We start from the raw sequence: 24719 nt of genomic DNA, 5'->3' as shown, positions 1-24719 counted from the left end.
TTCCTTCAGAATCCCGACAAAATTACAACAGGATCATGTTGCAATTTTGAATTAACAAACGAGTAAAGCAGCAGTTTAAGTTTCAGCTGATCCTAATACAGTAGTCTTTTATCGTCAATTAATCCATCATTCAACTTAATCTTCAAGTATAGTCATGTTTCAAAAACAAAATATTAAAAAACTGGCACCTGTTGCTTTGGCATTTGCCTTTTTGGGAGGAACTTCATTTGCAGCTTATGAGCATTTTAGTAAGCCTGATACAATTTCAAATTGGGTAGAAAACAATATGCCGGTTGTGAAGGCACGTCTTGATAATAAAAATACGGGTGATAACGTAGCAATGATTCCAGCGGATTTTTCATTCGCATCCCAAAAAGCAACGGCGGCGGTAGTGCATATTAAATCAACGCTTAAACCAGAAAGAAATGTCAGTCAGATGCAGGTTCCGGATGAACTGAAAGAGTTTTTCGGTGGTCGCAGTCCATTTGGTCAGGATGGTCCGCAGGGACAGGGAAGAGGTGAAAAAGCGCAGGCCTCGGGTTCCGGCGTTATCATAAATCCGGACGGTTATATTGTAACCAATAATCACGTGATCCAGGGCGCGGAATCTTTGGAAGTTACATTGGCCGATAAGCGGACATTCAAAGCAAAAGTAATTGGCTCTGATCCCAACACCGATATTGCTCTGATTCAAATTGATGCTAAAAACCTGCCGGCGCTATCTTTCGGCAGCTCAGAAAATGTGAAAGTAGGACAATGGGTTTTGGCTGTTGGTAATCCTTTCAATCTGACCTCAACTGTTACAGCGGGTATTGTCAGTGCGAAAGGACGCAGTATCAATATTTTAGGTGAAAACTCAAAAGCACCTGTTGAGTCATTTATTCAAACAGATGCAGCGGTGAATCCTGGAAATTCCGGTGGAGCACTTGTGGATCTAAACGGAAATCTTATTGGGATCAACACTGCCATAGCGAGCCAGACTGGACAATTTGCAGGTTATTCATTCGCAGTTCCCTCCAGTATCGCGCATAAAGTGGTTGAAGATATTTCGAAGTTCGGTTCTGTGCAACGAGGTTATCTGGGTGTAGGGATCAGTGAAGTTGATGGTGCAAAGGTAAAATCATATGATTTGAAAGTAAATGAAGGCGTTCGCGTTGAAAGTTTTGCTGAGCAAAGTGCTGCACGCGATGCCGGAATAAAAATCGGTGATGTGATCACAAAAATAGACGGACATCTAATTGAAAGCGTACCCCAGCTCCAAGAGTCAATCGCGCAGCATAAACCAAGTGATAAAGTCAATGTCAATGTGAATCGCGATGGGGTCGACAAAGAAGTTACCGTAATCTTAAAAAGTAACACAGGAACACTGGTAGCGGAAAAATCGGCTCAAACACTCGACAACCTTGGAATTGAATTGCAGGATTTGACAACGCAACAAAAAAGAAACTGGGATGTAGAACAAGGTGTAATTGTGAGCCAAATTAATGCAGGAAAAGTTCGTCAGAATACTGATATGCAGGACGGATTCGTTATTACTAAAATAGATAAAACACCTGTTGGAAACGTGCAGCAAGCGATGAAAGCATTGGAAGGTAAAAAAGGTGGAGTCATGATTGAGGGAGTATATCCTGGAAGTCAGGAAACACAATATTATGCAATTGGTTTGTGAGACTGGTAGGGGCGGGCCTTGTGTCCGCCCAAAAATAAACGGCATGTCCGCCCAAAAACTGGCATTTCTGACTATAAAGCCGGCAAGTCCATATCAAAAACCGGCAAGTCCATATCAGAAACCGGCAAGTCCCTTCCAGAAACCGGCAAGTCCATTCCAGAAACCGGCAAGTCCGTTCCAGTAACAGGCAAGTCCGTTCCAAAAACCGGTATGTCCGCCCAAACAGATGCAATGTTTATTTTTTTAAATGAAAAGTTATTTTCTAAGTATTAAAAATTTAATCATCGTACAAAAATGAAAAAGAGCCTGATTTTATTGGGAGTGCTAAGTGTTTTCAGCACAATGGTTTTTGCAAATAATTCAAAACCAAAAACAATGAGTGGCGTAACAGCGCATACTTACAACTGGATTGTACCGGACATGAAAAAAAATCAAAATCCGATGTACAGCAGTACCTATTCCCGTCAGCGTATACAGCAGGCGTTTGATGCGGCTTTAAATGGAAAGGGATTGGTAAGAGAAACGCAGCATCCTGATCTGCTGCTTCAATTTCATACGTATACACAACGTGTACGCAGAAATTATTATGGGGTAGGTGGTTATCCTATGATGGGATATCCCATGATGGGTTTTGGAAGATTTGGTTACGGAATGCCTTACTACGGGGGATACGGATACGGCGGTTATGGCGGATATCCATCTTCCACAAACAACACCGACGGAACATTGATACTGGATGTGGTTGACGCAAAAACCGGAGATATAATCTGGCAAAAAGCAATCTCCGGAGATGTGACGAATCCTAATCATCTGGAAAAAAGAATTAACAAAGGTGTTAAAAAATTAATGAAAGACTTCCCGGTTCAGGGATAAGGAGTGAGATAAACTTACCAGAACAGGCTTCAGAAATGATGCCTGTTTTGTATGTAAAAATAAATTATTTTTATTTCAATCTTGTTCTCTAACTACAATATTTCAACAGAATGTCATTGTAATTTTAATGCGTTAAAGGTTAAGAAATTATTCAAAATTTAACACATCAGCTCATGAAATCGCATAAAAAAGGTAATTCCGATATAACAACAACCGGAGCTAATACCTTTAAACCTCGTTTGTCAACATCAGTCTTTGCAGCTGCTTTGTTAGTAACTACATCGTTTACAGGTTACAGCCAAAATTATCAAAATAATAATGGCAATCAGCAATACGGAAATCAGCAGCAATATGCCAGTCCGCAGCAGTATGGTAACCAGCAACAATCATATACTAACAGACAGTCTGCTCCGGCCCAACAAAGTCTTGAATCGATGGTGGCCCAGTACAATGATGATGTCAGAAATGACATTTTAGTGGCTACGCAGTATCCTGATATTTTGGCCAAACTTGCACAAATCAGAGATAATACTTCTCAGGCTTTCCAATCCACAATTCAGGATTACCCTCAGAAAAAACAAAACTGGTTTTACGAAGTTTCCCGCTATCCGGATTTGATGCACCAGCTTGCAACATTGCCTCGCAGACAGTCCAAAGAACAGATTGACGGTCTGGTAGCCAATGTTCCTAATGCATCTTCGGATTTAAAAGAATCTGCCTGGAAATTATATAATAATCACCATAGTGATTTGTTGACAGTTGACAATTTGAACCAGCAGGCTATGAATTCATTTGAAGATATGGTAAGTCCTCTAAATCAGGATGCTCAAAATGCTTTCAGAAACTTGCAGGAAATGCCGGATGTTTTGTCGATTTTAAATGATCATAGTGATCTTACTGCCCGTTTAGGCCGTGAGTTTAGAAATGACCCCGATGGAACACGTCAGGATCTTGCAGATCTTCATAACAAACAGGAAGCTCAAAACAAACAGGATCTTGCTGATTATCAACATGATCTTTCGCAGGATCCACAAGCTCAGCAAGAATATAATCAGGCTCAGCAACAATATGCCTCGGCTAATAACGGATATAGCTATCCTGCGCCAACCGGTGACAAAGTTGTAAATGTATACAACAATCCGTATCCATACTGGTTTGGTTATCCTTCCTGGTACGGCTCGGCAATGTGGTATCCTGGTGCCTACGGTTTTGGTGGTGGTTTATATTATGGAATGGGCTTGTACGGATTCCCGAGCTTCGGATTTTCAAGCTGGTTTTTCGGTGGGGCTTACAGATATTATCCTCACCTGTACCGTACTTATGGTAATTTCTACCGTAACAACTATTTGTCAAGAGGACGCTTTATTTCGCCTCGCAGCAATGGTTTCATAGGAGTAGCCGGTAGACATTACAGTCCAAATATGGGAAGTGCCCGTTCAAACTGGTTGTCATCTCCCCGTAATGGTGGATTTAGCCAAGGCCGTACTTATTCACAAGGAACCCGTTCCATGTCACCAAGCCAAAGTTATGGCAACAGAAGCTATGGAGGTAACAGTTTTAGCAGACCATCCAATGGCGGAGGTTTTAGCAGAGGCGGTGGTGGATTTAGTGGTGGTGGTTTCCGTAGCGGAGGCGGCGGAATGAGAGGCGGTGGCGGCGGACGTCGATAATAGTGGATGCGTTTTATATAATTTGAAAACAAAACAGGCGGCCGTGAAAGCTGCCTGTTTTGTTTTCAATCAACTTCTATATTTTCTTTCTCTTGAAACGCCAGTTTTTTAGATCCTTATAAATTGTTTCCGGATATATTGTCAAACCGTAGCTGTAATACATTCCGCCAAAGTGATGATCAATATTTCCACTTTTAATAGCATTTCGATATCCTGTCTGTACATACAATCCAGCCCAGGGTGTTAGCTTATGCTCTGCATAAATACCAATCTGAAATGGCTGGAAATAACGTTCTTTGCGCCTCATTAAAATGTCTTCAAAAAAATCTTTATAATGAGAAGACTGTTTTCCAATACCAAATTCAACGGGAGCGAGTAATGTCCATTTACGCGTTTTTAACACGGGATACCAATAAGCCAGACTTAGAAATTGCACGTCAGTCTGGGTGATGGAAGACATGTTGATTCTTGGAGACAACACCTTATGCCAGCGTATAACAGATTTAGATGCATCGTAACCCATCCAGTAATAGCCCAGCGTAATGCGGTGCGTTTTTTTGCCAAAACTCATACCTGCACGCAGCCCCCAGATATTTATGCGTTTGTTTTGGATATATGTATTCCGGGAATCAAAATTGAAAAGCAAACCTGCTTTGGGCGTAGAGGAAGTATCTTTCTGTGCATAAAGTTTGCATGAAATAAGTATCAATAAAAAGCACAGACATATGGATTTGAGTCCAGTTTGATAACCATCCATGCACTTTCTATTTCTCATACCGGATACTTCCTCTGACTTATTTTAAAAGATTTTTTCGTTTTTCCCTGCTGCTGTAAATGTATTCGTAAATGGTAGGCAGTATTAACAGTGATAACAATGTCGCCGTCATTAATCCTCCGATCACTACAATAGCAAGTGGTTTCTGCGTTTCCGAACCAATCCCTGTGCTAAGCGCGGCTGGTAAAAGTCCCAGAGAAGCCATCAGAGCCGTCATGATAACAGGTCTTAATCGTGACCTCGCTCCGTCTTTTATCGCTTCTACCAACGGCATCCCTGCTTGTAAGTTATGTCTGAACTTATTTACGAGAATTACACCATCCTGCGTTGCCACACCAAATAAAGCGATGAACCCCACACCTGCCGAAATACTGAAATTTACGCCTGTTATCAATAATGCAGCAATTCCGCCTATTAACGCAAAAGGAACATTTAATAATACAAGCACCGAATCAAGTGTATTTCCGAATGATGCGAAAAGTATAAAAAATATCAATAAAATACTAATCGGTACAACGATCATTAACTGTTTTTCCGCTCGTTCCTGATTTTCGAATTCGCCGTTCCATTTTATTTCATAACCTTTTTCAAGTTTGACGTGATCTTTTACTTTCTGGCGCGCTTCGTCTACTGCACTTCCGAGATCACGACCGCGAACAGAGAATTTTACTGCAATAAATCTGGCGTTGTCTTCCCTGTAAATAAACGCGGGACCAGCCTGGTTTTTGATTGCAGAAATTTCTTTCAATGGAATTTTACCTCCGTTTAACGTAGGAACAAGCAAATTTCCAATCTGATCAATCGAAGAGCGATATGGAAGATCGTAACGTAAACGCAGATCAAATTTCCGTTCACCTTCATAAACCTGACTTACAGCCTTACCACCTATCGCCATTTCAATAACGGCATTGGCATCTGCTGCGTCGACGCCATACTGTGCCATTTTATCGGGATTTAAGGTGATCCGTAACTCAGGCTGACCAAGATTTCTGAAAATTCCCAGATCTTCAATTCCGCTGACTGTATTCAATTGAGCAAAAACCTCATCAGATTTTTTATCAAGCAGGTTTAAATCATTACCGGTAATTTTGACCGCTATGGACCCTTTCACCCCGGATACCGCTTCTTCAACATTATCAGAAATAGGTTGGGAAAATCCAAAATCAATGCCCTTGTAAATGGAAAGTTTTGCCTGCATCTGGCCTATCAGTTCTTCCTTGGAAATGTCCCGCTTCCATTCTTCTTTTGGAAATAAATCAACAAAAAATTCCTGATTGAAAAAACCCGTTGCATCTGTTCCGTCATTGGGTCGTCCGGTTTGGGAAATTACGCCTCTGACCTCAGGAAACTGCTCAAAAATCTGGCGGAATTTTCTGGTATAATGATAGCTGTCTTCCAGACTTACAGAAAGCGGCATACTTGCACGAACATAAATGGAGCCTTCATTCAAATGCGGAAGAAATTCGGAACCTACCCATCGGAAGGAAAAGATTGCGATAGAAAGGGCGGCAACCGCTGTGATTACTGCTCTTTTCGGGTGCAACATCACATGGTTCAACAGTGGTGAATAATTTCTGTTAAGCCATTCGATGATAGGGTTGTGACGTTCGCGAACATTTTTGTTTAATAATATACTGCTCATCACGGGCACAAAAGTCAGTGCAAGCAACAAAGCTCCCAAAAGGGCAAAACCCATCGTAAAGGCGAGCGGACTGAAAAGTTTTCCTTCCACTTTCTGAAATGAAAAGATGGGTAACAATGCCGTGATAATAATCAGTTTGGAAACAAAAATGGATTTACCCATTTCAACCGCTGTTTTGAGAATTTTCCCGAGTTTAGCCCGTTTGTTAAATTTCTCCATGCCTTCCGTTTCTGCCCAGTGGGCCAGCATTACAAAAAGTCCTTCAACCATTACCACAGCCCCGTCAATGATAATACCAAAATCGATGGCACCGATGGAAAGCAGGTTTGCACTCATTCCTTTTGCGCGCATCAAAATAAATGCAAACAACAAAGCCAGCGGAATGACAAGGGCCACAGTAACTGTTGTACGCCAGTCGGCCAGGAAAATAAGAAGAATTACGGTTACCAGCGTAATACCCATGGCGACGTTCTCGCCAACAGTCCTGAGTGTATGACTGTTGAGTTCCGTACGGTCATAAAATACCTTGATTTTTACATCAGATGGAAGAACAATAGTGTTTAAGTAATCAACTTTTGCCTTCAAAGCAGGTAAAACTTCGCCCGGATTTTCACCTTTCCGCATCAAAACAATACCTTCAACTGCGTCATCATGACTGTCGCGGCCGACAATTCCAAGCTGTGGTAATGCGGACTCATGGACGGTACCAATATTTGTCATCCGCACGGGAACACCGTTCAAATTTTTGACAATAATTTTTTCAATATCGGCTACACTTGTTACAATCCCGATACCACGAACGACAAAAGCCTGTTGGCCTTGTCTCAAAACATCGCCACCGACGTTTACATTCGCTCTTTGCAGGGCACTGTAAATATCAAGTGCTGTGAGATTATATTTTGCCAGAAGATTTGGATTGACACTTACCTCAAAAGTTTTGATATGCCCACCAAAACTGACAACATCCGCAATACCTGATACTGCTTTGAGACTTTTTTCTACCACCCAATCCTGAATCGTTTTCAGCTCCGTATTTGTCTTCGTAGCAGATTCCAGCGTATACCGGTAAATTTCTCCTGTCGGCCCCGCGGGTGGTTGAATTTCGGCATCAACACCGTCAGGCAGGTTCACATTCGCCAGTTTTTGGGACGCTTCCATTCTGGCATTAAAGCCATCAATTCCATCTTCAAAAACGATTTTGATAAAAGATAAACCGAATAAATTGATAGAACGAAGAGCAGATTTATGGCTGATCGAATTCATTTCCGTTTCAATGGGAACAGAAATAAAACGTTCGACTTCTTCGGCGCTTCTTCCAGGCCACTGCGTGATGATCACAACTTCCGTATTGGTTACATCCGGATAGGCCTCAACGGGTGTAAAGTAAAAACTTACCGCTCCGGCAACAACAACGAGCAATGTGATGAAAAAGATAATCGCTTTATTTTTGAGCGAAAATCCGATGATACTTTTTATGAGCTTATCCATAGAATCAATTGTTGGTTAATTCGCTGAATAACATCAATGCACCCTCAGTAACCACTTTGTCGCCGTGCTGCAATGCTCCTTTCACATACATGAATTTGGATGTATTTTTCAGGATTTCAACCGGGACTGTTTTATACTCACCAGCTTTAACTTCCTTAATGACAAAATAACTGTCCTGACTGAAAATGACAGAAATCGGATTGACAGCCAGCAGTTTTTCTGGTTTTTCAATATGCAGTTTTACATTACAAAACATATCCGGTTTCAGCAAGCCGCCTGGATTTGGGAGAACAACTCTTGCCTGTAATACTTTGCTATCGTTATCAATTACCTGGCTGATATTTGAAATTGAACCGGTGAAAACTTTATCAGGATAAGCTAATGTTGTGATATTAACCTGCGCACCAACTTTTACTGCCTGAATATCAGATTCGTAAATATTAACCAGAACCCACACATCTGTTAAATCTGAAATTGTAAACAACGGATCCGAATTGTCTGAACGGATCTGCATATCTGCGTTGACATTTTTTTCAACCACGTAGCCGCTTTCCGGTGCTTTCACCGTGAAGACCGGTTGTTTTCCAGGTCCGCCTGTACCTCCATAAAGTTTCAGAACCTGATTTGAACGCTCCAATTCCGAGCTCGCAATTTCCAGTTGTTTTTTCGCATTCACCAGATCGTTTTCAGAAGAAAACTTGGTTTTGTAAAGTTGTTCAACATTCTCTGCATTACGTTTCGCAATATCATAATTAGCTTTTGCAGTATTCTGATCTTTCAAAAAATCACTTACATCACCACTTTGCAAAGTCGCCAGTACTTGTCCCTTTTTGACGTAAGCACCAAGATCAGCTTTCACTTCCAGCACATTTCCGCTGACTATTGGAAATACTTTATCCACTTTTTTCTGATCAAAAGAAACCTGACCTGTGAATTGAAGTTCTTCCTCAAAATTTCTCAATTGTACGGTATCCGTTCTGAATGTTGAGCCTGTATCTTTTGTTTCTGCTTCCTTGGGTTTTTCAGAACGGTTGCATGCTGCCAGCCATAAAAAGGCCAGCGGGACTAATCTTATCAATAATTTCATGAGGCGAGAATTTTAGAAGGTTTTTGAGTTGGTTACAAAATTGAGGAGTTGCTGTGCCTGAAAGAGGTCATTTTGAAGATCAATCAGATTGAGTTGCGCATCTTTGTATGCCCTGATCTTATCAATAAAACTAACCAGGTCAATGATTCTTTTTGCATAATCCTCAGTCGCATTTTTTGAAATTTCTTCTATGCTTTGAAGATAAGCCTGAGAAATTCTTTGTTGCCGGATCAACGCCTGCTGATATTGCTGTGAGGCCGCAACAACATCTTGTTCAACCTGCAAATGTGTTAAATCAGAAGTTGTTTTTGATTGATCGATACCTACTTTCGCACTTTGAATATTCCCCTGGTTTTTATTTCTCACGGGCAGATCTATGAGTGCCTGTAAACCTACATAATGTGGAAATGCGGAGCCAACGCGTTGGTAATCTGCTCCAATTGTCAGATTTGGCGTTGCCAAAGACCGCTGATAGGTCAGATTGTTCTGATTGTACTGAATTTGTAACTGAGCAGCTTGTAAATCGGGTCTGTTGGCATAAGCCACATCGAGAAGCTGGGTTAATGCCGGTAAGTTATTTGTGGATGTCGGGGAGGTCGCAGGCACTATGTATACCGTTCCGCTTTCCGATAACAAAACCCGCATAACAGATTGGTCCTGAGCTATCTGGACGTTTAGATTGGCAAGATCACGTTCGAAATTCTTTTGTTCAAGTTCCAGTCTTGTAACTTCGTATGGAGCAATAACTCCAAGTTTAAGCTGTGCCCGGAATGCTTCAAGCAAACTTTCCAGACGCAACCTCTCGTCATTAAGCATTCGCAGTTTGGATTGCTCGTTAAGAAGATTGCCAAATGTCTGAGATAACGCATAACGAGCGTTTCGCATCACATCCTGAAAAGCAGATTGCTGCAATGCTACGTTGGATTGCGCCAGTTTTACCAGTTTGCTCCGACTCCCAGTTAAACTTAATACCTGTTGAAGCTGTAAATTGATAACACCTCCCGTAGGATTAATTAAATCTTCCTGCTTGCCGTAGGGCAAAAATTTGTGCGTGTATCCGTTGTAAAGATTTGTCTCCACAAACAGATTTGGATTGTACCATAATTTCGCCTGCTCAACGCCAGCTTCTGCAATGTTAACATTGAACTTTTGGGCGATCAGCGCAAAGTTTTTTTGGACAAACCGCTCCTGGGCTTGTTCCAGTGTGAGCTTTAATGTATCCTGCCCATAGGCAGGAACAATAGAAATCAGGTTTAAACCTAACAATAGTAAAGTATGCTTCATATTTAGGTGAGATAGTTATTCTGAACCTAAAATAGATAATTATTTTATATCATATATGAACTTTATTTGATTGTGTTCTAAGATAATAATTGTCTTGCAGGCCCTTTTTCCAAATATGAGTAAAAATAACAGCCGATTTTAAGCGGTTGTTATTTGCCTGCCATTTTATTAGTGGAAAAATATCTGCGTCTGGTGTAAAATCAGGGATTATCTATCAATGTTAGATTATAAATAACCGAAAGAAATTTTAGAATGAGGACAGCGAGGACATCTTTTTACAAAAGTGTAATAATTTGAAAATATTCGATAATGGAATAAAATTGGTATAATAATAATCAATGCTGAATGGTAATTTGATCAAAAGCATGCACTTATTATATCTTTCGAAATTCACTCATTGAACAAATTCCCGTTTGTTTCCGGTTTTGTTTCTGAACTTTGTTTCCTATGAAAATACTGATAATTGAAGACGAAGCGGAATTACAGGAAGTAATACGCCAGTCGCTGGAAAAAGAAAGCTTCCTTGTAGAAACCGCATCTGACTATACGAGCGCGCTGGACAAGATTATTTCCTTTAATTACGATTGTATTTTACTCGATATCATGATTCCCGGCGGCAGCGGACTGGATATACTTCAGGAATTAAAAGATCTTGACAAATCGGATAATGTGATAATTATTTCAGCAAAGGATTCATTAGATGACAAGCTGACCGGCCTGGATCTCGGAGCGGATGATTATCTGACCAAGCCTTTTCACATTGCAGAATTGAACGCCAGAATTAAATCCGTCCTCAGGCGAAAATCATTTGGTGGAAAAAATACGATTGAACTTGCCAATGTAAAACTGGATACTGACGACCGGACTGTTCATATTGCCGGCGAATTGTTAGTGTTGAACCGTAAAGAATTTGATATTCTGTCATACATGATCGTGAATAAAAACAGGCTTGTAAATAAAACAAGCCTGGCTGAACATGTGTGGGGTGATCATATGGATGAAGCTGACGACTATGAATTTATTTATTCACAAATTAAAAATCTTCGTAAGAAACTGAAAGACAGCCAGGCCGGGGTCGAAATTCAGGCAGTATATGGCCTGGGTTATAAACTGGTGGTACTATGAAGCTACTTAATCACACGCTCAAATACTTGTCTATAACCCTGTTCGTTATCATAACCGTCTGGGCGGCGATATTTTATATCAATATGCTCGACGAAGTATATGATAGTCTGGATGACGGGCTTGATAATTACAAACTGCTTGTCATACAAAAAGCACAGGAAGATTCTACCATTCTCACTAAAAATGACTTTGCCGAAAGTAATTATGAAATCCGGCAAATTCCGGAAGCCGTGGCTTTGCGACAAAAAGATATCCATGTGGATACGCTTATGTACATGTTGAACGAGGAAGATTTCGAGCCGGTCAGAATGCTTACTTCGGCCTTCGAACTTAATAAACGGTATTATGAATTGAAAGTAATTTCGTCGATGGTTGAAGAAGATGACCTGATCGAGGATTTGTTTTATTCACTAATCTGGCTTTATATCGCATTACTTGCCAGTATAATAATAGTTAACAATTTCCTTCTGAAAAAAACCTGGCAGCCGTTTTATCTTTTGCTTGAACAATTAAGACAGTTTAAACTCGGGAAAGATCCGGTCATAAAACCGGCAGATACTCGGGTGAAGGAATTTAAGGAGTTAAATGAAGCAGTAAGTTTGCTGATCAATCAATCTCTTGAAGCTTATAACGGACAAAAACAATTTATTGAAAATGCATCTCACGAGTTGCAGACACCCCTCGCTATCAGTATAAATAAGCTTGAATTACTCTCGGAGAAAGAGGATCTAACGGAAGCAAATCTTATGGCGATTGGTCAGGTTATCCAGACTTTGGAGCGGCTTACGAGGCTGAATAAATCTTTATTACTTTTATCAAAAATTGAAAACAAGCAATTTCAGTATAATGAAAAGGTCAATTTCAATTCGGTTTTTAAAACGATTATTGAAGAATTTACGGATTTTGCAGACTATAAGAATATAACATTTTCTTATCAAGAAAACGGTCAGTTTTTGGTTGGAATGAATAAAAATCTGTCTGAAATAATGGTTACCAATTTTATTAAAAATGCTATCGTTCACAACATACCGAATGGATTTGTGCGTATAACCGTATCTTCTTCTTCCTTCTCCATACAAAATTCAGGAAGCGAGGTTCCCCTGGATAGGAACCATATTTTCAAAAGATTTAATAAAAGGAGTAACGAGAAAAATTCCACAGGTTTGGGGCTGGCTATTGTTAAAGCCATAGCGAATCTGTATGATTTAACGATTGATTATTCCTACAAAAAAGGACACGTGATGACTGTATCTTCTAAATAAAAACCGGATCAGGAAAATTACCAACTCTTTCCGGTTTTGACTTTTAACATTGTATCGACAAACGTTAAAAGTATGAAACACATCATCACAACACTGTTATTACTGGCTATTCATTCATTTGCTTTTAGCCAGAATGATTCTTTATCGAAAAGAATTCCGGCGAAGATACATCATGCCGAGCCGATTTACATGGACCTGATCCGGGACCTTGGAGCCCGAAAAGGTGAAAAAGAATTGAATTTGGGTTGGGGCATGGAAAACAAAAGTGGTTATGTAGCCAACACGGGTTTTTTTGAATATGAATTTTCGCCTGTTAACCGTTTGGGTCTGGAAGTTGAAGTTCCATTTACTTTTTATAAGCCGGCATTTGAACATAAAGAAGGAGATGAAATGCCAAGAAACAGAATGGAAGGTGTTAAACTTGCATCACAATATACATTCCTGGTTGCACCAAAATGTGGTGTTTCCATGGCCATTGGTTACATTCATGAGTTTAAAGCACATTCTTTTTATTCATTAAGTCATGGCTCTGCTCCGTTAAAAGGTCATAGTGTGAGCCCTTTTTTTGTTGTAGCAAAAAGATGGGGAAAACATGTGCATTCAATGATTTATACGGGTCCGGAGTGGGAGTTTACGTCTGGTGAAAATAAGCCGGAGAAGTACTACCAGATTAACGCCAGCATGCATTATGAATTTGGCGGAACGGGGAATCTGCTAGGGGTGGAAATGAATCAGGAATATATAGGTATGAAAGCGGAAACGGTGGTCAGGCCACAAATTAAATTGGCATTAACTCCCAATCTCGCGCTAGGAATAGTGACCGGAATTCCATTAAATTTAAAGGATCATGGAGTCAGCATTTTGGCCCGTGTTATTTATGAGCTTCCGAGAAGAAAACGGTAAAATATCTACTGGTTTGTTTAAGGGGGTGATTTTGAAGTAAAAACTAAATTTACATTATTATGAAAAAGTTGATTTTTGTTGCCTTTATGATGTTTTATGCTGCTGTTTCTTTTGGCCAGGATATAAAAGAAACGGAGGTGCCTTCGGTTGTGCTGAATACCTTCAAACAGCAATATGCCAAAGCGGAAAAAGTGGAGTGGAAGCAGAAGGCCGGGCTTTACAAAGTTGAATTTAAAATCGTTAAAGACGACCATGAACTTTGGCTTGATAAAACAGGCAAAATAGTAAAACATAAACAGGAAATAAAAGCAGATCAATTGCCAAAAGAGGTGACAGCAGTAATAGCGAAAGATTACAAAGGATACACAGTTCATGATCCTAAAAAAACGGATAATGCCGGAGTAGTTACTTACAAAGTGGAATTGAAAACGGCATCCTCAGAAATGCATGTGACATTTGACAAAGGCGGCAAAGTTGTTAGCAAAAAGAAAGAGGATTAATCGATTCGTTGTTCGTAATAATAAGGGACAAAATGTTAAAATTGCGTATCGTTTCTATGGCGTTATGATTTTTTATCAAAATTTTGACCTGCAAGCAAATAAACAGGAAATTTTTTTTCGGAAAGTCCGTTCTCTATTTGTAAATTCAAAATGAATTCGAATTTGTTCACTACATTGGTACAGGTTTTGTATAAATCGTGAAAAATGGGTGTTGAACCTGATGTTATCCAGAGAGACAATTTTATTTTCAGCATATGAGGTATTCGGAAATTCTTGAAAATGTTCAGCACTATGTAGGGCATTTTTTTGGTGCAAAAGAGGATACGACGCTAACGTTCCACAATTTTGCGCATACCCGGGATGTTGTTATGCATGCGACCAAAATGGCTCGTCACTATGGGCTTGACGACAGAGAAACTTTCATTTTGACAGCGGCTTCCTGGTTTCATGATACCGGATATTTCACTGGTGAACCTTGCGGGCACGAGCAGAGAGGTGCTGATATGGCGCGCAGTTTTCTGTCAAAAATGGGAGTTGAAGAGTCGCTCATTCAGGAAGTGCAGAAATGCATAATGGCAACGGTGATGCCTCAGAAACCTGAAAATTTGTTACAACAAATCATGTGTGATGCAGATCTTTATCATTTTGGGACTGAACAATTTTCTGCCCGTGATATGTTGATGCACGAGGAAGTAGAAAGAAAAACGGGATGTAAAATAGATAGTAGTCATTGGAGAAAGGCAACCATCTGTTTACTGGAATCGCATTTTTTTAAAACAGATTACGGACAAAAACTTCTCGAATTCGGTAAAAGAAAAAATCTGGAAAGATTGAAGAGAAAAGAATCAAGAGGAATGATGGCAGTTTCTCATCATCAAAACAGAATGGCTGATTAAAATTTAGTCAGACGATTCCAACAATATAAAAACAGGGGAGAGCTGATCCAGCTTTCCCCTGTTTGTTTTTCCACTTATTCTGTGGTTATTTTTTGCCTTTAATTGGTAAAGTAAACCAGTGGAAGCCATCTCTTGCAATAAGAGCTTCTGCGATTTCCGGTCCCCATGAGTCAGCAGAGTAGTTCGGGAAGTTGAGACTTTTTCTTCCTTGCCACGCGTTTAAAATTGGCATAATCAATTCCCAGGCTGTTTCAACCTGATCGCCGCGCATGAACAAAGTCTGATCTCCAAGCATGGTATCCAGTAACAAAGTTTCGTAGGCCTCAGGTGCTTCTGTTGTGTAAGTTCCTTTGTAATCAAAAACCATATCCACAGCATTCAGATACATATCCAGTCCCGGACGCTTCGCCTGAACCTGCAAACGTATGCTCATTTCAGGTTGAATGCTGATAATAAGCCGGTTTTGCTGCCAGCTCTCATTCGCCTCTTTCGGAAAAACCATATGCGGGACATCTTTAAACTGAATCGTGATTACCGAAGCAGACTGATGTAATCTTTTTCCGGTACGCACATAAAAAGGAACGCCCTGCCAGCGCCAGTTGTCAACGTGAAACTTGATCGCTGCAAATGTTTCAGTGTTTGATTCCTTGTCAACATTTGGTTCATCACGGTATCCCGGCACTTCTTTTCCCTTCATCCATCCGCTTCCATATTGTCCGCGAACAGCTGATAAACGCACATCTTCCGCAGTAAATTTCCGCATTGCTTTCAATACATCCACTTTCCGGTTACGGATTTCGTCTGCATCGAAACTTACCGGAGATTCCATCGCTACCAGACAAAGCAATTGCAGTAAGTGATTCTGGATCATATCGCGCATGGCGCCTGAGCCGTCGTAATAATCACCGCGTTCTTCAACACCTAATTGTTCAGTAACAGAAATCTGTACGTGTTCAATATAATTCCGGTTCCAGATCGGTTCCAAAATAGCATTGGCAAAACGGAATGCCATAATATTCTGAACTGTTTGTTTACCCAGGTAATGATCGATGCGATAGATCTGCTTTTCGTCAAAAATTCCTGAAAGCAATTTGTTTAGAGAAACCGCAGAATCGAGGTCGTGGCCAAATGGCTTTTCAATCACGATCCGGGTTTTTTCAGGGTTCTCAGCCAGATTACTTTTTGAAATATTTTCGGCAATAATCGGAAAGAAATTCGGAGATACGGCCAGGTAATAAATTACATTCGCTTCTGTTCCCCATTCTGCATTATGTGCGGCAATTCTTGAACCGAATTCCTTATAGGTCTCATGATTATTGATGTCAGAAACCTGATAATGCAGATGTTGAGAAAAGTCAGCCCACTTATCATCCTGGGCTTTACCACTTCTTGAAAATGAATTGATCCCATCAAGCAATTTCCCTTTAAAATCATCATCAGAAAGTGGCGTACGGCCAGTTCCGATAATTGAAAATTGATCGGGCAACCAACCTTCCAGGTATAAATTATATAATGCGGGGGCCAGTTTTCGTGAATTCAGGTCACCGGTACCGCCAAAAATAATAAATATGGTCGGCTGCGATTTAATTGTTGAATACATGATGTCGTTTGTTTAACGGACTACTTTTAAAATTTCCGGTTAGATTTTTGGTACCCATTGCGTATGGAAAACACCTTCTTTTCCAATTAACTCATAGGTATGCGCACCAAAGAAATCCCGTTGTGCCTGAATCAGGTTTGAAAGCATTCTCTTACTACGGAAAGCATCAAAATAACTCAATGAAGCAGCAAACGCAGGAACAGCGATACCGTTGGAAATTGCTGTGGAGATAACGGACCTGACACCGGAAGTTGTTTCATTCACTATCTTGGCAACATTATCATCTAAAAGCAAATGAGCCAGCCCGTTGTCTTTTACATAAGCATTGTAAATGTCATTCAGGAAAGAAGAACGGATGATACATCCACCACGCCAGATCTTGGCAATTTCTGAAAGGTTCAGACCATAATTATATTCAACCGATGCGTTGGAGAGCATTTGCATACCCTGAGCATAAGTAATAATCATAGCAAAGTAAAATGCTTCTTCAAGCTCAGCCAGAAATGCTTCCTGATCAACATCGAGTTTTGATGTTTCTGTTTCACTATATAAAGTTGCTGCTTTTTCACGAAGCGCTTTATATTTTGACAAATCGCGCATCGCCACGGCTGTATCAATCGTAGGAATCGGCGATTGCAAATCCATGGCAGCTTGTGAAGTCCATTTTCCGGTTCCTTTTGCTCTGGCTTCATCTTTGATATCGTCCAAAAGCAAATGGTCAGTACCGGGCGCTTTATATTTGAAAATATCTTTTGTGATATCGATCAAAAATGATTGCAGACGGCCGTTATTCCACTTTTCAAAAAGCTGCTGGATCGAATCGTCATCCAGTTTTAAACCGGTTTTTAAAATTTCATACGTTTCGGAAATTAACTGCATCAAGCCATATTCGATACCATTGTGCACCATTTTAACAAAATGGCCCGCTGAACCTCGTCCGATATACGTGACACATGGAGATCCATCAACCTTTGCAGCAATGGCTTCCAAAATAGGCTTCATAACATTGTAAGCTTCCTTATCACCTCCAGGCATAATGCTCGGGCCTCTGCGTGCACCTTCTTCTCCACCTGAAATCCCCATCCCGAAAAAATGAAATCCCTGGCTTTCCAAATAATCAACGCGACGGTTTGTATCAACAAAATGTGAGTTTCCTCCATCTATCAAAATATCACCTCTGTCCAAAAGTGGCAGAAGTTCTTCAATAACACTGTCAACGATCTTACCGGCCGGAACCAGCATCATCACAGCACGCGGTGTAGTAAGGCTGGCGATAAATTCCTTGACATCACTAAATCCTTTCACTTTTATATCCTTGCCTTCTTCTTCAAGCAAGACTCCTTTTGAGGCATCTTTATCATATCCTGCGCCTGCAAAGCCATGGTCGCCGATGTTAAGAAGTAAGTTACGGCCCATGGTACCAAGGCCGATCATACCAAAATTATACTTTTGCTGATCACTCATGATTGTGGAAATGTTTCTTTTTTAAGATCTTCAAGAATTTTTTTTGTGGACTCGAAACCGGTGTGGTGAAAGGCACGTATTCCCAATTTCTGTGCAGTGGTCGTAAACATGATCCTGTCGTCAAAGTAAACGCATTGCTGTGGTGTTGCCTGGGCAATACCCATTGCAATATTAAAAATGCCAGGATCAGGTTTGCGGATTTTAACTTCACAGGAGGAGATAAATGCATCAAAACACTGGTGCAATTTAAATTTTCGAACCCGGTAGTCGTTTAATTCTTTTCCTTCATTATTAATGGAAATGACACGGAAGCCGCAGTCTTTTTTCCATTCTTTTAACCATTGCAGCATATCCGGCAGTTCAACAGACTGCGCATAAATGAATGCTTTGAAATCTTCACGTGCAAAATCGCGGGGATGGTTGAAAATTACGGTATCCAGATATTCATCCAGTGTGATACTGCCAATTTCATATACATTGAAAATGAAATTATGAAGCACATTCACTTCATCATAATCCAACCCAAATTTTTCAGCTGCCATTTTTCGGGATTCGTGCCCCCAGCCATTGCTGAGGAGCACGCCACCGATATCAAAAAACAGAATTTTAAGATCAGTCCTTTCCATTATTTACAAATTAGCTGACTTTGGATTTTTGTTCCTCAATAGCATCAAGTAATTTTTGGAATGGCTTATTGAATTTATCAATTCCTTCTTCTTCCAGCTGTTTTGTTATGGCATCAATATCAATACCAGCCGCTTTAATTTTTTCCATAATTTCAGTCGCTCCTTCAAGATCATCTTCAAGACGGCTTGCAGGATCGCCGTGGTCACGGTATGCTTCCAAAGTTTCCAACGGGATAGTGTCAACTGTATCAGGCCCAATAAGTGCCTCTACATATTTGGTATCCTTAAACGCAGGATTTTTGCTGCTTGTACTTGCCCAAAGCAAACGCTGTGGAACAGCACCTTTGTCAGCAAGTTTTTTCCAGCGTTCTGTGCTGAATACTCTTTTATATATTTCGTATGCTTTCTTTGCAGAGGCTATTGCCACTTCGCCTTTCAATTCACCAAGTCCTTTTTCATCCAAAAGCGGATCAACCAAAACATCTATACGGCTAAGGAAAAAGCTGGCAACAGAAGAAATTTTATCAATCGGCAATCCTTTTTCTGCTCTTTCTTCCAAACCGGAAATGTAAGCTTCCGTTACAGCCTCATAACGATCAAGGCCAAAAAGTAAAGTAACATTAATATTCAAACCTTCACTGATTGCTTTTTGAATGGCTGGAAGCCCTGGCTCAGTTCCCGGAATTTTGATCATTACATTTTCTTTATCAACTTCTTTCCAAAGTTCAAGAGCCTGTTTGATCGTGCCTTCGGTATCAAGGGCAAGGAATGGGGAAACTTCAAGACTTACATATCCATCAGCACCTTCTACATCTTCTTCATCATAAACTGGTCTCAACAAATCACAAGCCAGTTTAATATCCGCTACGGCAAGACCAAAGAAAATTTCCTCATTTGTTTTGTCACCTTTTGCCAGTTCGCTGATATCTGCATCATAGTCAGAGCTGCTGCTGATGGCTTTTTCGAAGATTGCAGGATTGGATGTAACACCTCTCACACCATCTTCTTCAACCAGTTTTTTCAATTCACCAGAAAAAATAATCTTACGATCAATAAAATCAAGCCAGATGCTTTGACCGAAGTCGTGTATTTGTTTTACTTTATTAGTAGCCATAACCAACTTTTATTTGAATTATTAAATTTACTGTTCAATTATATAATCAAAAACAGCCAATTTTGGCTGTTTTTGATGTTTTAGCCTATTTATCTAACAAAGCTTTCGCTTTATTAATTACATTTTCAACCGTAAATCCGAAAACTTTATACAATTCTTCGGCAGGTGCAGACTCGCCGAAAGTATGCATGGCAATGATATCACCCTCATCAGTAACATACTTATGCCAACCCAACGGTGAGCCGGTTTCCACAGCCAGACGTTTTCTGACGGCCTTTGGGAAAACCTCTTCTTTGTAAGCATCATCCTGCTTTTCAAATAATTCCCATGATGGCATACTTACCACACGGGCTGAAATGCCTTCTTCTTTGAGTTTCGCCTGAGCAGTCATGATCAGTTCGACTTCTGAACCCGTTGCAATTAAAATAACTTCTGGTGTTTCTTGTGAATCAGAAAGTATGTAAGCGCCTTTTTCTAACTGTGTTGCTTTGCCATATTTTTCCTGATCAATGATAGTCAGTCCCTGACGTGTAAAAACCAATACTACCGGACCGTCCTTATGTTCCAGTGCAACTCTCCAGGCCTGAGCTGTTTCGTTGGCATCTGCCGGACGAATGACCGTAATGTTTGGGATTGAACGCAGCGAAATCAATTGTTCAACCGGCTGGTGGGTGGTTCCGTCTTCGCCGAGTCCGATACTATCATGGGTGTAAACAAAAATCGGCCGGATTTTCATAATTGCAGCCAGGCGGATAGGCGGGCGCATATATTCCGAAAACATCAGGAAAGTTGCGCCGAAAGGAATTACGCCTTTCGTCAAAGCCATTCCATTCAAGGCTGAGCCCATTGCATGCTCCCTTATGCCAAAGTGGAAATTACGTCCATCTCTTTTTTCAGGTGTAAAAGAATCAAACTCTTTCAAATTAGTATCGGTTGACGGAGCTAAATCGGCTGCGCCACCAATGAAATTTGGAAGACTGGCTGCTATGGCGTTCAGGACTTTCCCGGAAGCCTGGCGTGTTGCCATTTTTTTATCTGAAACTTCAAAAACGGGTAAGTTATCTTTCCATCCCACTGGCAATTCACCAGTTTTTGCCAGTTCATACTCTGCTGCCAGTTCAGGGAATTTCTCTTTGTATTCGCTGAAAAGTTCGTTCCATTTCTTTTCCAGTTCTGTTCCTTTATCGCCAGCTGCTTTGTAATAGGCTGCTACTTCATCGGGAACGGCAAAAAATTGTTCAGGATCAAAACCGAAAAATTCTTTCACCAGTTTTACTTCATCCGCGCCCAGCGGAGATCCGTGAGAACCGGCCGTATTAACTTTATTTGGACTTCCATAAGCAATTTGCGTCCGCACTCTGATAAGCGATGGGCGATTTTTTTCAGCCTTTGCATTTCTTACAGCAATGATTAGTGCATTCACATCGTTCCCATCTTCAACAGATTGAACGTGCCAGTTGTAGGCTTCAAAACGTTTTCCTACATCTTCGGTAAAAGCAATATCGGTAGTACCTTCAATAGAAATATGATTGTCGTCATAAAAATAAATCATATTTCCGAGTTCCAGATGTCCTGCAATCGAAGCGGCTTCCGAAGTTACCCCTTCCATCATATCACCATCACTGCAAATGGCGTAGACATTATAGTCGAAAATTTCATAACCCGGTTTGTTATAGCGGGCTGCCAAATGTTTTTGAGCAATGGCAAAACCAACGCCGTTAGCAAAACCTTGTCCGAGCGGACCGGTTGTAACGTCAATCCCGGGCGCCAGACCATATTCCGGGTGACCGGCCGTTTTGCTATTAAGTTGTCTGAAATTTTTAAGATCGTCGAGAGAGAGATCGTAGCCCGTCAAGTGCAAATAACTGTATTGAAGCATACAGCCGTGTCCTGCTGATAAAATAAACCGGTCACGATTTGCCCAGTCGGGATTTTTGGGGTTGTAATGCATGTAATGCGCCCATAATACATGTGCCATCGGGGCTGCGCCCATAGGCATTCCAGGGTGACCTGAATTCGCTTTTTGTACCGCATCTACGGACAAAAGTCTGGCCGTATTGATGCCCAGCTGTTCAATTTCCTTTGTATCTGATCCCATTTTTACTATTCAATTGGTTAAAAAATTGATGAAATGGTAGTCGTCCGCTCACCTGGGTAAGCACTTCAATATCCCATATTCATCATTTTAAGATTTGTTTTTAGTTATGTTGTCAATTAAAAATCAATTTACCAGACTTGCCACGGAATTCCTATTCTAATTTGTAAAGACTTTCTATATGATTCAGAAACTGGTTTGTATCTTCTGTCATTCAGCTGAATAAGAATTTTTTCGATCACATTATATATTGATTAAAATCGGTCGCGATGACTTTGGGCAATGGAAATTGTTGAATTATTAATTTCCAAAATTGAAAATTTATGAATTTAATGAAAAGGGCAGATTGGTGGAAAGCGTTGTATAAATCCTCGTTATCTGAACAGAACGTGTATAATGAGTTGATTGGATTTTTATTTATTTGAGATATAATTTTTATATTTATATAGCAATATGAACCGGTTTGAATTATGACAACAAAAATGACATGATAGAAAAAGAGATCTTATCGGAAGTAAATCAGCTGCCAGAAAATCTTCAATTAGAGGTACTAAACTTTATTATGAGGTTAAGGAAAGGTTATACTGAGGATGATAAGGATATGATAATTCCAGATAGAATATTTGGACGTGCGAAAGGAATGTTCAGGATATCACCAGATTTTGATGATCCATTAAAAGATTTTGAGGAATATATGTAATGAAGTATTTAATTGACACACACACCTTTTTATGGTTCAATGAAGGTTCTGGCCAGTTGAGCAATAAGGCGAAAGACCTGATTGAAAACCCTGATAATCTTATTTATCTAAGCATAGCAAGTTTATGGGAGGTTTCAATAAAGACAGCCATGAAAAAACTTGAAATTTTCAAACCTTATCAAATGCTCATACACGATATCATGGCGGCTGGCATGGAGGTATTGCCAATAACCTTTGAGAATACCGTCCGGCAAAACATACTTCCCGGTTATCACAAAGACCCTTTTGATCGGATTATTGTTTCCCAAGCCCTGGTTGAAGGTTTATTCCTTATAAGCCGGGATGAAATTTTAGATGATTATTTTTTGGATTATGATATTGTCAGAGTTTGGTAATTTCATGTTTGGGGTGATTTTAATTTAAATAAAATCATTAATTTTCCCGTTGAGATTATAACAAGCAAAATACAGTACCATAAAATATGTCTAAATACGGCCCGATAATTTCCATTGAAGACGATCATGACGATCAGTATTTGCTTAAAAGTGTATTGGAGGAAATGAATATTGCTAATCCTGTCTACTTTTTTGAAAATGGTTTGGAAGCATTCAACTTTCTGGAAGTAACCACAGAGCAGCCGTTTTTGATTTTGTGCGATATCAACATGCCGGTGATGAATGGTCTGGAACTGCGGCAGCGAATTGATGAAAATCCATATTTAAAGAAAAAGGCGATTCCATTTATTTTTCTGAGTACTTCCGGTAGTCTGCCATTAATTGATGAGGCTTATAAATCGACAATCCAGGGATTCTACAAGAAGGGAAGCAGTTTTCAGGATTTTAAAAAACAAATAGAATTAATTGTAGCTTACTGGGAAGCTTGCCTGCATCCTAATACCAGATTATAATACCGGATAAGATTGCAAAAAGAAACCGCCGGGATATCCAGCGGTTTCGATAAGCGTTTTTTTTATTTTGAAAGTTCAGCGAATTCCTCATCGCTAAGTTCAATTTCTCCTGCTTTCAAATTCTCATGTAAGTGTTCGACTGATTTTGTTCCAGGAATAAGTAAGATATTCGGAGAACGTTTTAATAGCCATGCAAGAGCAATCTGTGCGGTTGTAGCTTTGTGATTTGCTGCGATTTTTCCAAGTTTTTCAGCCAGTTTTTGAGGGCCGGATGCCAAAGGATACCATGGAATAAATGCCAGGCCTTTTTTCGCAGTGTAATCTACGATTTCTTCCCATTGCCGGTTTCCAAGGTTGTAAAGATTTTGAACAGAAACAATCGGAACAACTCTTTCAGCACGTTCAATTTGCTGAATGTCAACTTCTGAAAGACCGACATATTTTATTTTTCCAGCTTTAACAGCCTCCGCAACCGGCGCCAGCGTTTGCTCAACAGGAACATTCGGGTCAAAGCGGTGTAGTTGCCAAAGATCAATCGTGTCAAGTTTTAATCTTTTTAAACTTCCCTCGATATTCTGGCGAATAAAATCCGGATCACCATTAGGAACCCATTGATTTGGACCCGGACGGTTAAATCCACCCTTCGTTGCAATAATCAATCCTTCTTTATATGGATGCAAAGCGTCAGAAATAAGGCTTTCATTAAAATGAGGCCCATACGCATCTGCTGTATCGATAAAATTAACACCTGCTGCAACTGCTTCCTGTAAAACCTTAATTGCGTTTTCTCTATTTTCTACTTCACCAAAAACGCCTTTACCAGTGAGCTGCATTGCACCGTATCCCAGACGATTGATTTCAATAGTATTACCCAATTTAAAAGTATGGGCTGGTTTTAAATTCGTTTCCATTCTAATCCTTATTTGAACTCGTGAATAAAAGATTTATTAACTTAAATATTTAAGATAATCGGTATGTTCGTTTTGTAACTCATTAGCTGAATAATCAGTTCAATTTTTATGCCACTTACGTTCATACT

General features: G+C 40.2%; 22 protein-coding genes. 12 read left to right on the top strand and 10 right to left on the bottom strand.

The annotated features are described in order from the left end of the window. Positions 1-154 precede the first annotated feature (154 nt). The 4 genes from LXL81_RS08750 to LXL81_RS08735 all read left to right on the top strand — a co-directional run bounded on the left by LXL81_RS08750 (position 155) and on the right by LXL81_RS08735 (position 4212). On the top strand, positions 155-1669 hold the full coding sequence (locus LXL81_RS08750; protein ID WP_234646351.1) for a Do family serine endopeptidase: 1515 nt from the start codon (positions 155-157) through the stop codon (positions 1667-1669). Positions 1670-1712: 43 nt separating this feature from the next. Next, complete coding sequence (locus tag LXL81_RS08745; RefSeq protein ID WP_234646349.1) at positions 1713-1853, top strand: hypothetical protein; 141 nt, start codon at positions 1713-1715, stop codon at positions 1851-1853. Positions 1854-1963: 110 nt separating this feature from the next. Further along, a complete protein-coding gene (locus LXL81_RS08740; protein ID WP_234646348.1) occupies positions 1964-2542 on the top strand; it encodes a DUF4136 domain-containing protein in 579 nt (192 codons plus the stop codon). 173 nt (positions 2543-2715) lie between these two features. Continuing rightward, the gene (locus tag LXL81_RS08735; protein ID WP_234646347.1) at positions 2716-4212 is read left to right on the top strand and encodes a hypothetical protein; all 1497 of its coding nucleotides are present in this window, start codon (positions 2716-2718) and stop codon (positions 4210-4212) included. A gap of 76 nt (positions 4213-4288) precedes the next feature. Here the strand turns inward: LXL81_RS08735 and LXL81_RS08730 are convergent, their stop codons facing one another. From LXL81_RS08730 to LXL81_RS08715, 4 genes are read right to left on the bottom strand one after another with little or no spacing between them, the layout of a single operon-like run. Next, entirely contained in the window at positions 4289-4969 is a 681-nt protein-coding gene (locus tag LXL81_RS08730; protein WP_234646346.1) for a hypothetical protein, read from the bottom strand. Positions 4970-5006: 37 nt separating this feature from the next. Continuing rightward, positions 5007-8117, bottom strand: coding sequence for an efflux RND transporter permease subunit (locus LXL81_RS08725; protein WP_234646345.1), 3111 nt, complete (start codon positions 8115-8117; stop codon positions 5007-5009). A 4-nt stretch (positions 8118-8121) separates the two neighbouring features. Beyond that, complete coding sequence (locus LXL81_RS08720; protein ID WP_234646344.1) at positions 8122-9204, bottom strand: efflux RND transporter periplasmic adaptor subunit; 1083 nt, start codon at positions 9202-9204, stop codon at positions 8122-8124. A gap of 12 nt (positions 9205-9216) precedes the next feature. Beyond that, complete coding sequence (locus tag LXL81_RS08715) at positions 9217-10488, bottom strand: TolC family protein (RefSeq protein ID WP_234646343.1); 1272 nt, start codon at positions 10486-10488, stop codon at positions 9217-9219. A 447-nt stretch (positions 10489-10935) separates the two neighbouring features. On the opposite strand from LXL81_RS08715, the gene LXL81_RS08710 reads away from it, so the two are divergent. From LXL81_RS08710 to LXL81_RS08690, 5 genes are all read left to right on the top strand, one after another. Beyond that, entirely contained in the window at positions 10936-11613 is a 678-nt protein-coding gene (locus LXL81_RS08710; protein ID WP_234646342.1) for a response regulator transcription factor, read from the top strand. Beyond that, positions 11610-12875 (top strand): HAMP domain-containing sensor histidine kinase, encoded by a 1266-nt coding sequence (locus LXL81_RS08705; protein ID WP_234646341.1) that lies wholly within the window; start codon positions 11610-11612, stop codon positions 12873-12875. The genes LXL81_RS08710 and LXL81_RS08705 overlap by 4 nt, the downstream gene beginning before the upstream one ends. A gap of 72 nt (positions 12876-12947) precedes the next feature. Next, complete coding sequence (locus tag LXL81_RS08700; protein WP_234646340.1) at positions 12948-13778, top strand: HAEPLYID family protein; 831 nt, start codon at positions 12948-12950, stop codon at positions 13776-13778. A gap of 59 nt (positions 13779-13837) precedes the next feature. Then, positions 13838-14278, top strand: a complete 441-nt coding sequence (locus LXL81_RS08695) for a PepSY-like domain-containing protein (protein WP_234646339.1) — start codon at positions 13838-13840, stop codon at positions 14276-14278. A gap of 254 nt (positions 14279-14532) precedes the next feature. Continuing rightward, positions 14533-15174 (top strand): HD domain-containing protein, encoded by a 642-nt coding sequence (locus tag LXL81_RS08690; protein WP_234646338.1) that lies wholly within the window; start codon positions 14533-14535, stop codon positions 15172-15174. 85 nt (positions 15175-15259) lie between these two features. On the opposite strand, the gene zwf is transcribed toward LXL81_RS08690, so the two are convergent. From zwf to tkt, 5 genes are all read right to left on the bottom strand, one after another. Beyond that, complete coding sequence (gene zwf / locus LXL81_RS08685; RefSeq protein ID WP_234646337.1) at positions 15260-16774, bottom strand: glucose-6-phosphate dehydrogenase; 1515 nt, start codon at positions 16772-16774, stop codon at positions 15260-15262. Positions 16775-16813: 39 nt separating this feature from the next. After that, the gene (gndA, locus tag LXL81_RS08680; protein ID WP_234646336.1) at positions 16814-18238 is read right to left on the bottom strand and encodes an NADP-dependent phosphogluconate dehydrogenase; all 1425 of its coding nucleotides are present in this window, start codon (positions 18236-18238) and stop codon (positions 16814-16816) included. Further along, the gene (locus tag LXL81_RS08675) at positions 18235-18864 is read right to left on the bottom strand and encodes an HAD family hydrolase (RefSeq protein WP_234646335.1); all 630 of its coding nucleotides are present in this window, start codon (positions 18862-18864) and stop codon (positions 18235-18237) included. Before LXL81_RS08675 ends, gndA begins: the two co-directional genes overlap by 4 nt. Positions 18865-18874: 10 nt before the next feature. Beyond that, a complete protein-coding gene (gene tal, locus LXL81_RS08670) occupies positions 18875-19978 on the bottom strand; it encodes a transaldolase (protein WP_234646334.1) in 1104 nt (367 codons plus the stop codon). Positions 19979-20063: 85 nt separating this feature from the next. Continuing rightward, positions 20064-22076: a transketolase gene (gene tkt / locus LXL81_RS08665; protein ID WP_234646333.1), complete on the bottom strand. Its 2013-nt coding sequence runs from the start codon at positions 22074-22076 to the stop codon at positions 20064-20066. A gap of 484 nt (positions 22077-22560) precedes the next feature. Here tkt and LXL81_RS08660 point away from each other — a divergent pair, with 484 nt between their 5' ends. From LXL81_RS08660 to LXL81_RS08650, 3 genes are all read left to right on the top strand, one after another. Then, on the top strand, positions 22561-22773 hold the full coding sequence (locus LXL81_RS08660) for a DUF2281 domain-containing protein (RefSeq protein ID WP_234646332.1): 213 nt from the start codon (positions 22561-22563) through the stop codon (positions 22771-22773). Next, a complete protein-coding gene (locus LXL81_RS08655) occupies positions 22773-23168 on the top strand; it encodes a type II toxin-antitoxin system VapC family toxin (protein ID WP_234646331.1) in 396 nt (131 codons plus the stop codon). The genes LXL81_RS08660 and LXL81_RS08655 overlap by 1 nt, the downstream gene beginning before the upstream one ends. 86 nt (positions 23169-23254) lie before the next feature. Next, positions 23255-23680, top strand: coding sequence for a response regulator (locus LXL81_RS08650; protein ID WP_234646330.1), 426 nt, complete (start codon positions 23255-23257; stop codon positions 23678-23680). A gap of 62 nt (positions 23681-23742) precedes the next feature. On the opposite strand, the gene LXL81_RS08645 is transcribed toward LXL81_RS08650, so the two are convergent. Next, positions 23743-24591, bottom strand: a complete 849-nt coding sequence (locus LXL81_RS08645) for an aldo/keto reductase (RefSeq protein WP_234646329.1) — start codon at positions 24589-24591, stop codon at positions 23743-23745. Positions 24592-24719: the final 128 nt, after the last annotated feature.

Origin of the sequence: Dyadobacter sp. CY356 (genome assembly GCF_021440195.1) — a bacterium.
Lineage (GTDB): Bacteria > Bacteroidota > Bacteroidia > Cytophagales > Spirosomataceae > Dyadobacter.
Note: the sequence above shows the minus strand (reverse complement) of the source record. Positions and strands in the feature narration are given on the sequence as shown.

Bases quoted from the DNA above. Each gene is read 5' to 3' on its own strand.
- LXL81_RS08750 (WP_234646351.1), top strand. From the start codon at position 155: ATGTTTCAAAAACAAAATATTAAAAAACTGGCACCTGTTGCTTTGGCA.
- LXL81_RS08745 (WP_234646349.1), top strand. From the start codon at position 1,713: ATGTCCGCCCAAAAACTGGCATTTCTGACTATAAAGCCGGCAAGTCCA.
- LXL81_RS08740 (WP_234646348.1), top strand. From the start codon at position 1,964: ATGAAAAAGAGCCTGATTTTATTGGGAGTGCTAAGTGTTTTCAGCACA.
- LXL81_RS08735 (WP_234646347.1), top strand. From the start codon at position 2,716: ATGAAATCGCATAAAAAAGGTAATTCCGATATAACAACAACCGGAGCT.
- LXL81_RS08730 (WP_234646346.1), bottom strand. From the start codon at position 4,969: ATGGATGGTTATCAAACTGGACTCAAATCCATATGTCTGTGCTTTTTA.
- LXL81_RS08725 (WP_234646345.1), bottom strand. From the start codon at position 8,117: ATGGATAAGCTCATAAAAAGTATCATCGGATTTTCGCTCAAAAATAAA.
- LXL81_RS08720 (WP_234646344.1), bottom strand. From the start codon at position 9,204: ATGAAATTATTGATAAGATTAGTCCCGCTGGCCTTTTTATGGCTGGCA.
- LXL81_RS08715 (WP_234646343.1), bottom strand. From the start codon at position 10,488: ATGAAGCATACTTTACTATTGTTAGGTTTAAACCTGATTTCTATTGTT.
- LXL81_RS08710 (WP_234646342.1), top strand. From the start codon at position 10,936: ATGAAAATACTGATAATTGAAGACGAAGCGGAATTACAGGAAGTAATA.
- LXL81_RS08705 (WP_234646341.1), top strand. From the start codon at position 11,610: ATGAAGCTACTTAATCACACGCTCAAATACTTGTCTATAACCCTGTTC.
- LXL81_RS08700 (WP_234646340.1), top strand. From the start codon at position 12,948: ATGAAACACATCATCACAACACTGTTATTACTGGCTATTCATTCATTT.
- LXL81_RS08695 (WP_234646339.1), top strand. From the start codon at position 13,838: ATGAAAAAGTTGATTTTTGTTGCCTTTATGATGTTTTATGCTGCTGTT.
- LXL81_RS08690 (WP_234646338.1), top strand. From the start codon at position 14,533: ATGAGGTATTCGGAAATTCTTGAAAATGTTCAGCACTATGTAGGGCAT.
- zwf (WP_234646337.1), bottom strand. From the start codon at position 16,774: ATGTATTCAACAATTAAATCGCAGCCGACCATATTTATTATTTTTGGC.
- gndA (WP_234646336.1), bottom strand. From the start codon at position 18,238: ATGAGTGATCAGCAAAAGTATAATTTTGGTATGATCGGCCTTGGTACC.
- LXL81_RS08675 (WP_234646335.1), bottom strand. From the start codon at position 18,864: ATGGAAAGGACTGATCTTAAAATTCTGTTTTTTGATATCGGTGGCGTG.
- tal (WP_234646334.1), bottom strand. From the start codon at position 19,978: ATGGCTACTAATAAAGTAAAACAAATACACGACTTCGGTCAAAGCATC.
- tkt (WP_234646333.1), bottom strand. From the start codon at position 22,076: ATGGGATCAGATACAAAGGAAATTGAACAGCTGGGCATCAATACGGCC.
- LXL81_RS08660 (WP_234646332.1), top strand. From the start codon at position 22,561: ATGATAGAAAAAGAGATCTTATCGGAAGTAAATCAGCTGCCAGAAAAT.
- LXL81_RS08655 (WP_234646331.1), top strand. From the start codon at position 22,773: ATGAAGTATTTAATTGACACACACACCTTTTTATGGTTCAATGAAGGT.
- LXL81_RS08650 (WP_234646330.1), top strand. From the start codon at position 23,255: ATGTCTAAATACGGCCCGATAATTTCCATTGAAGACGATCATGACGAT.
- LXL81_RS08645 (WP_234646329.1), bottom strand. From the start codon at position 24,591: ATGGAAACGAATTTAAAACCAGCCCATACTTTTAAATTGGGTAATACT.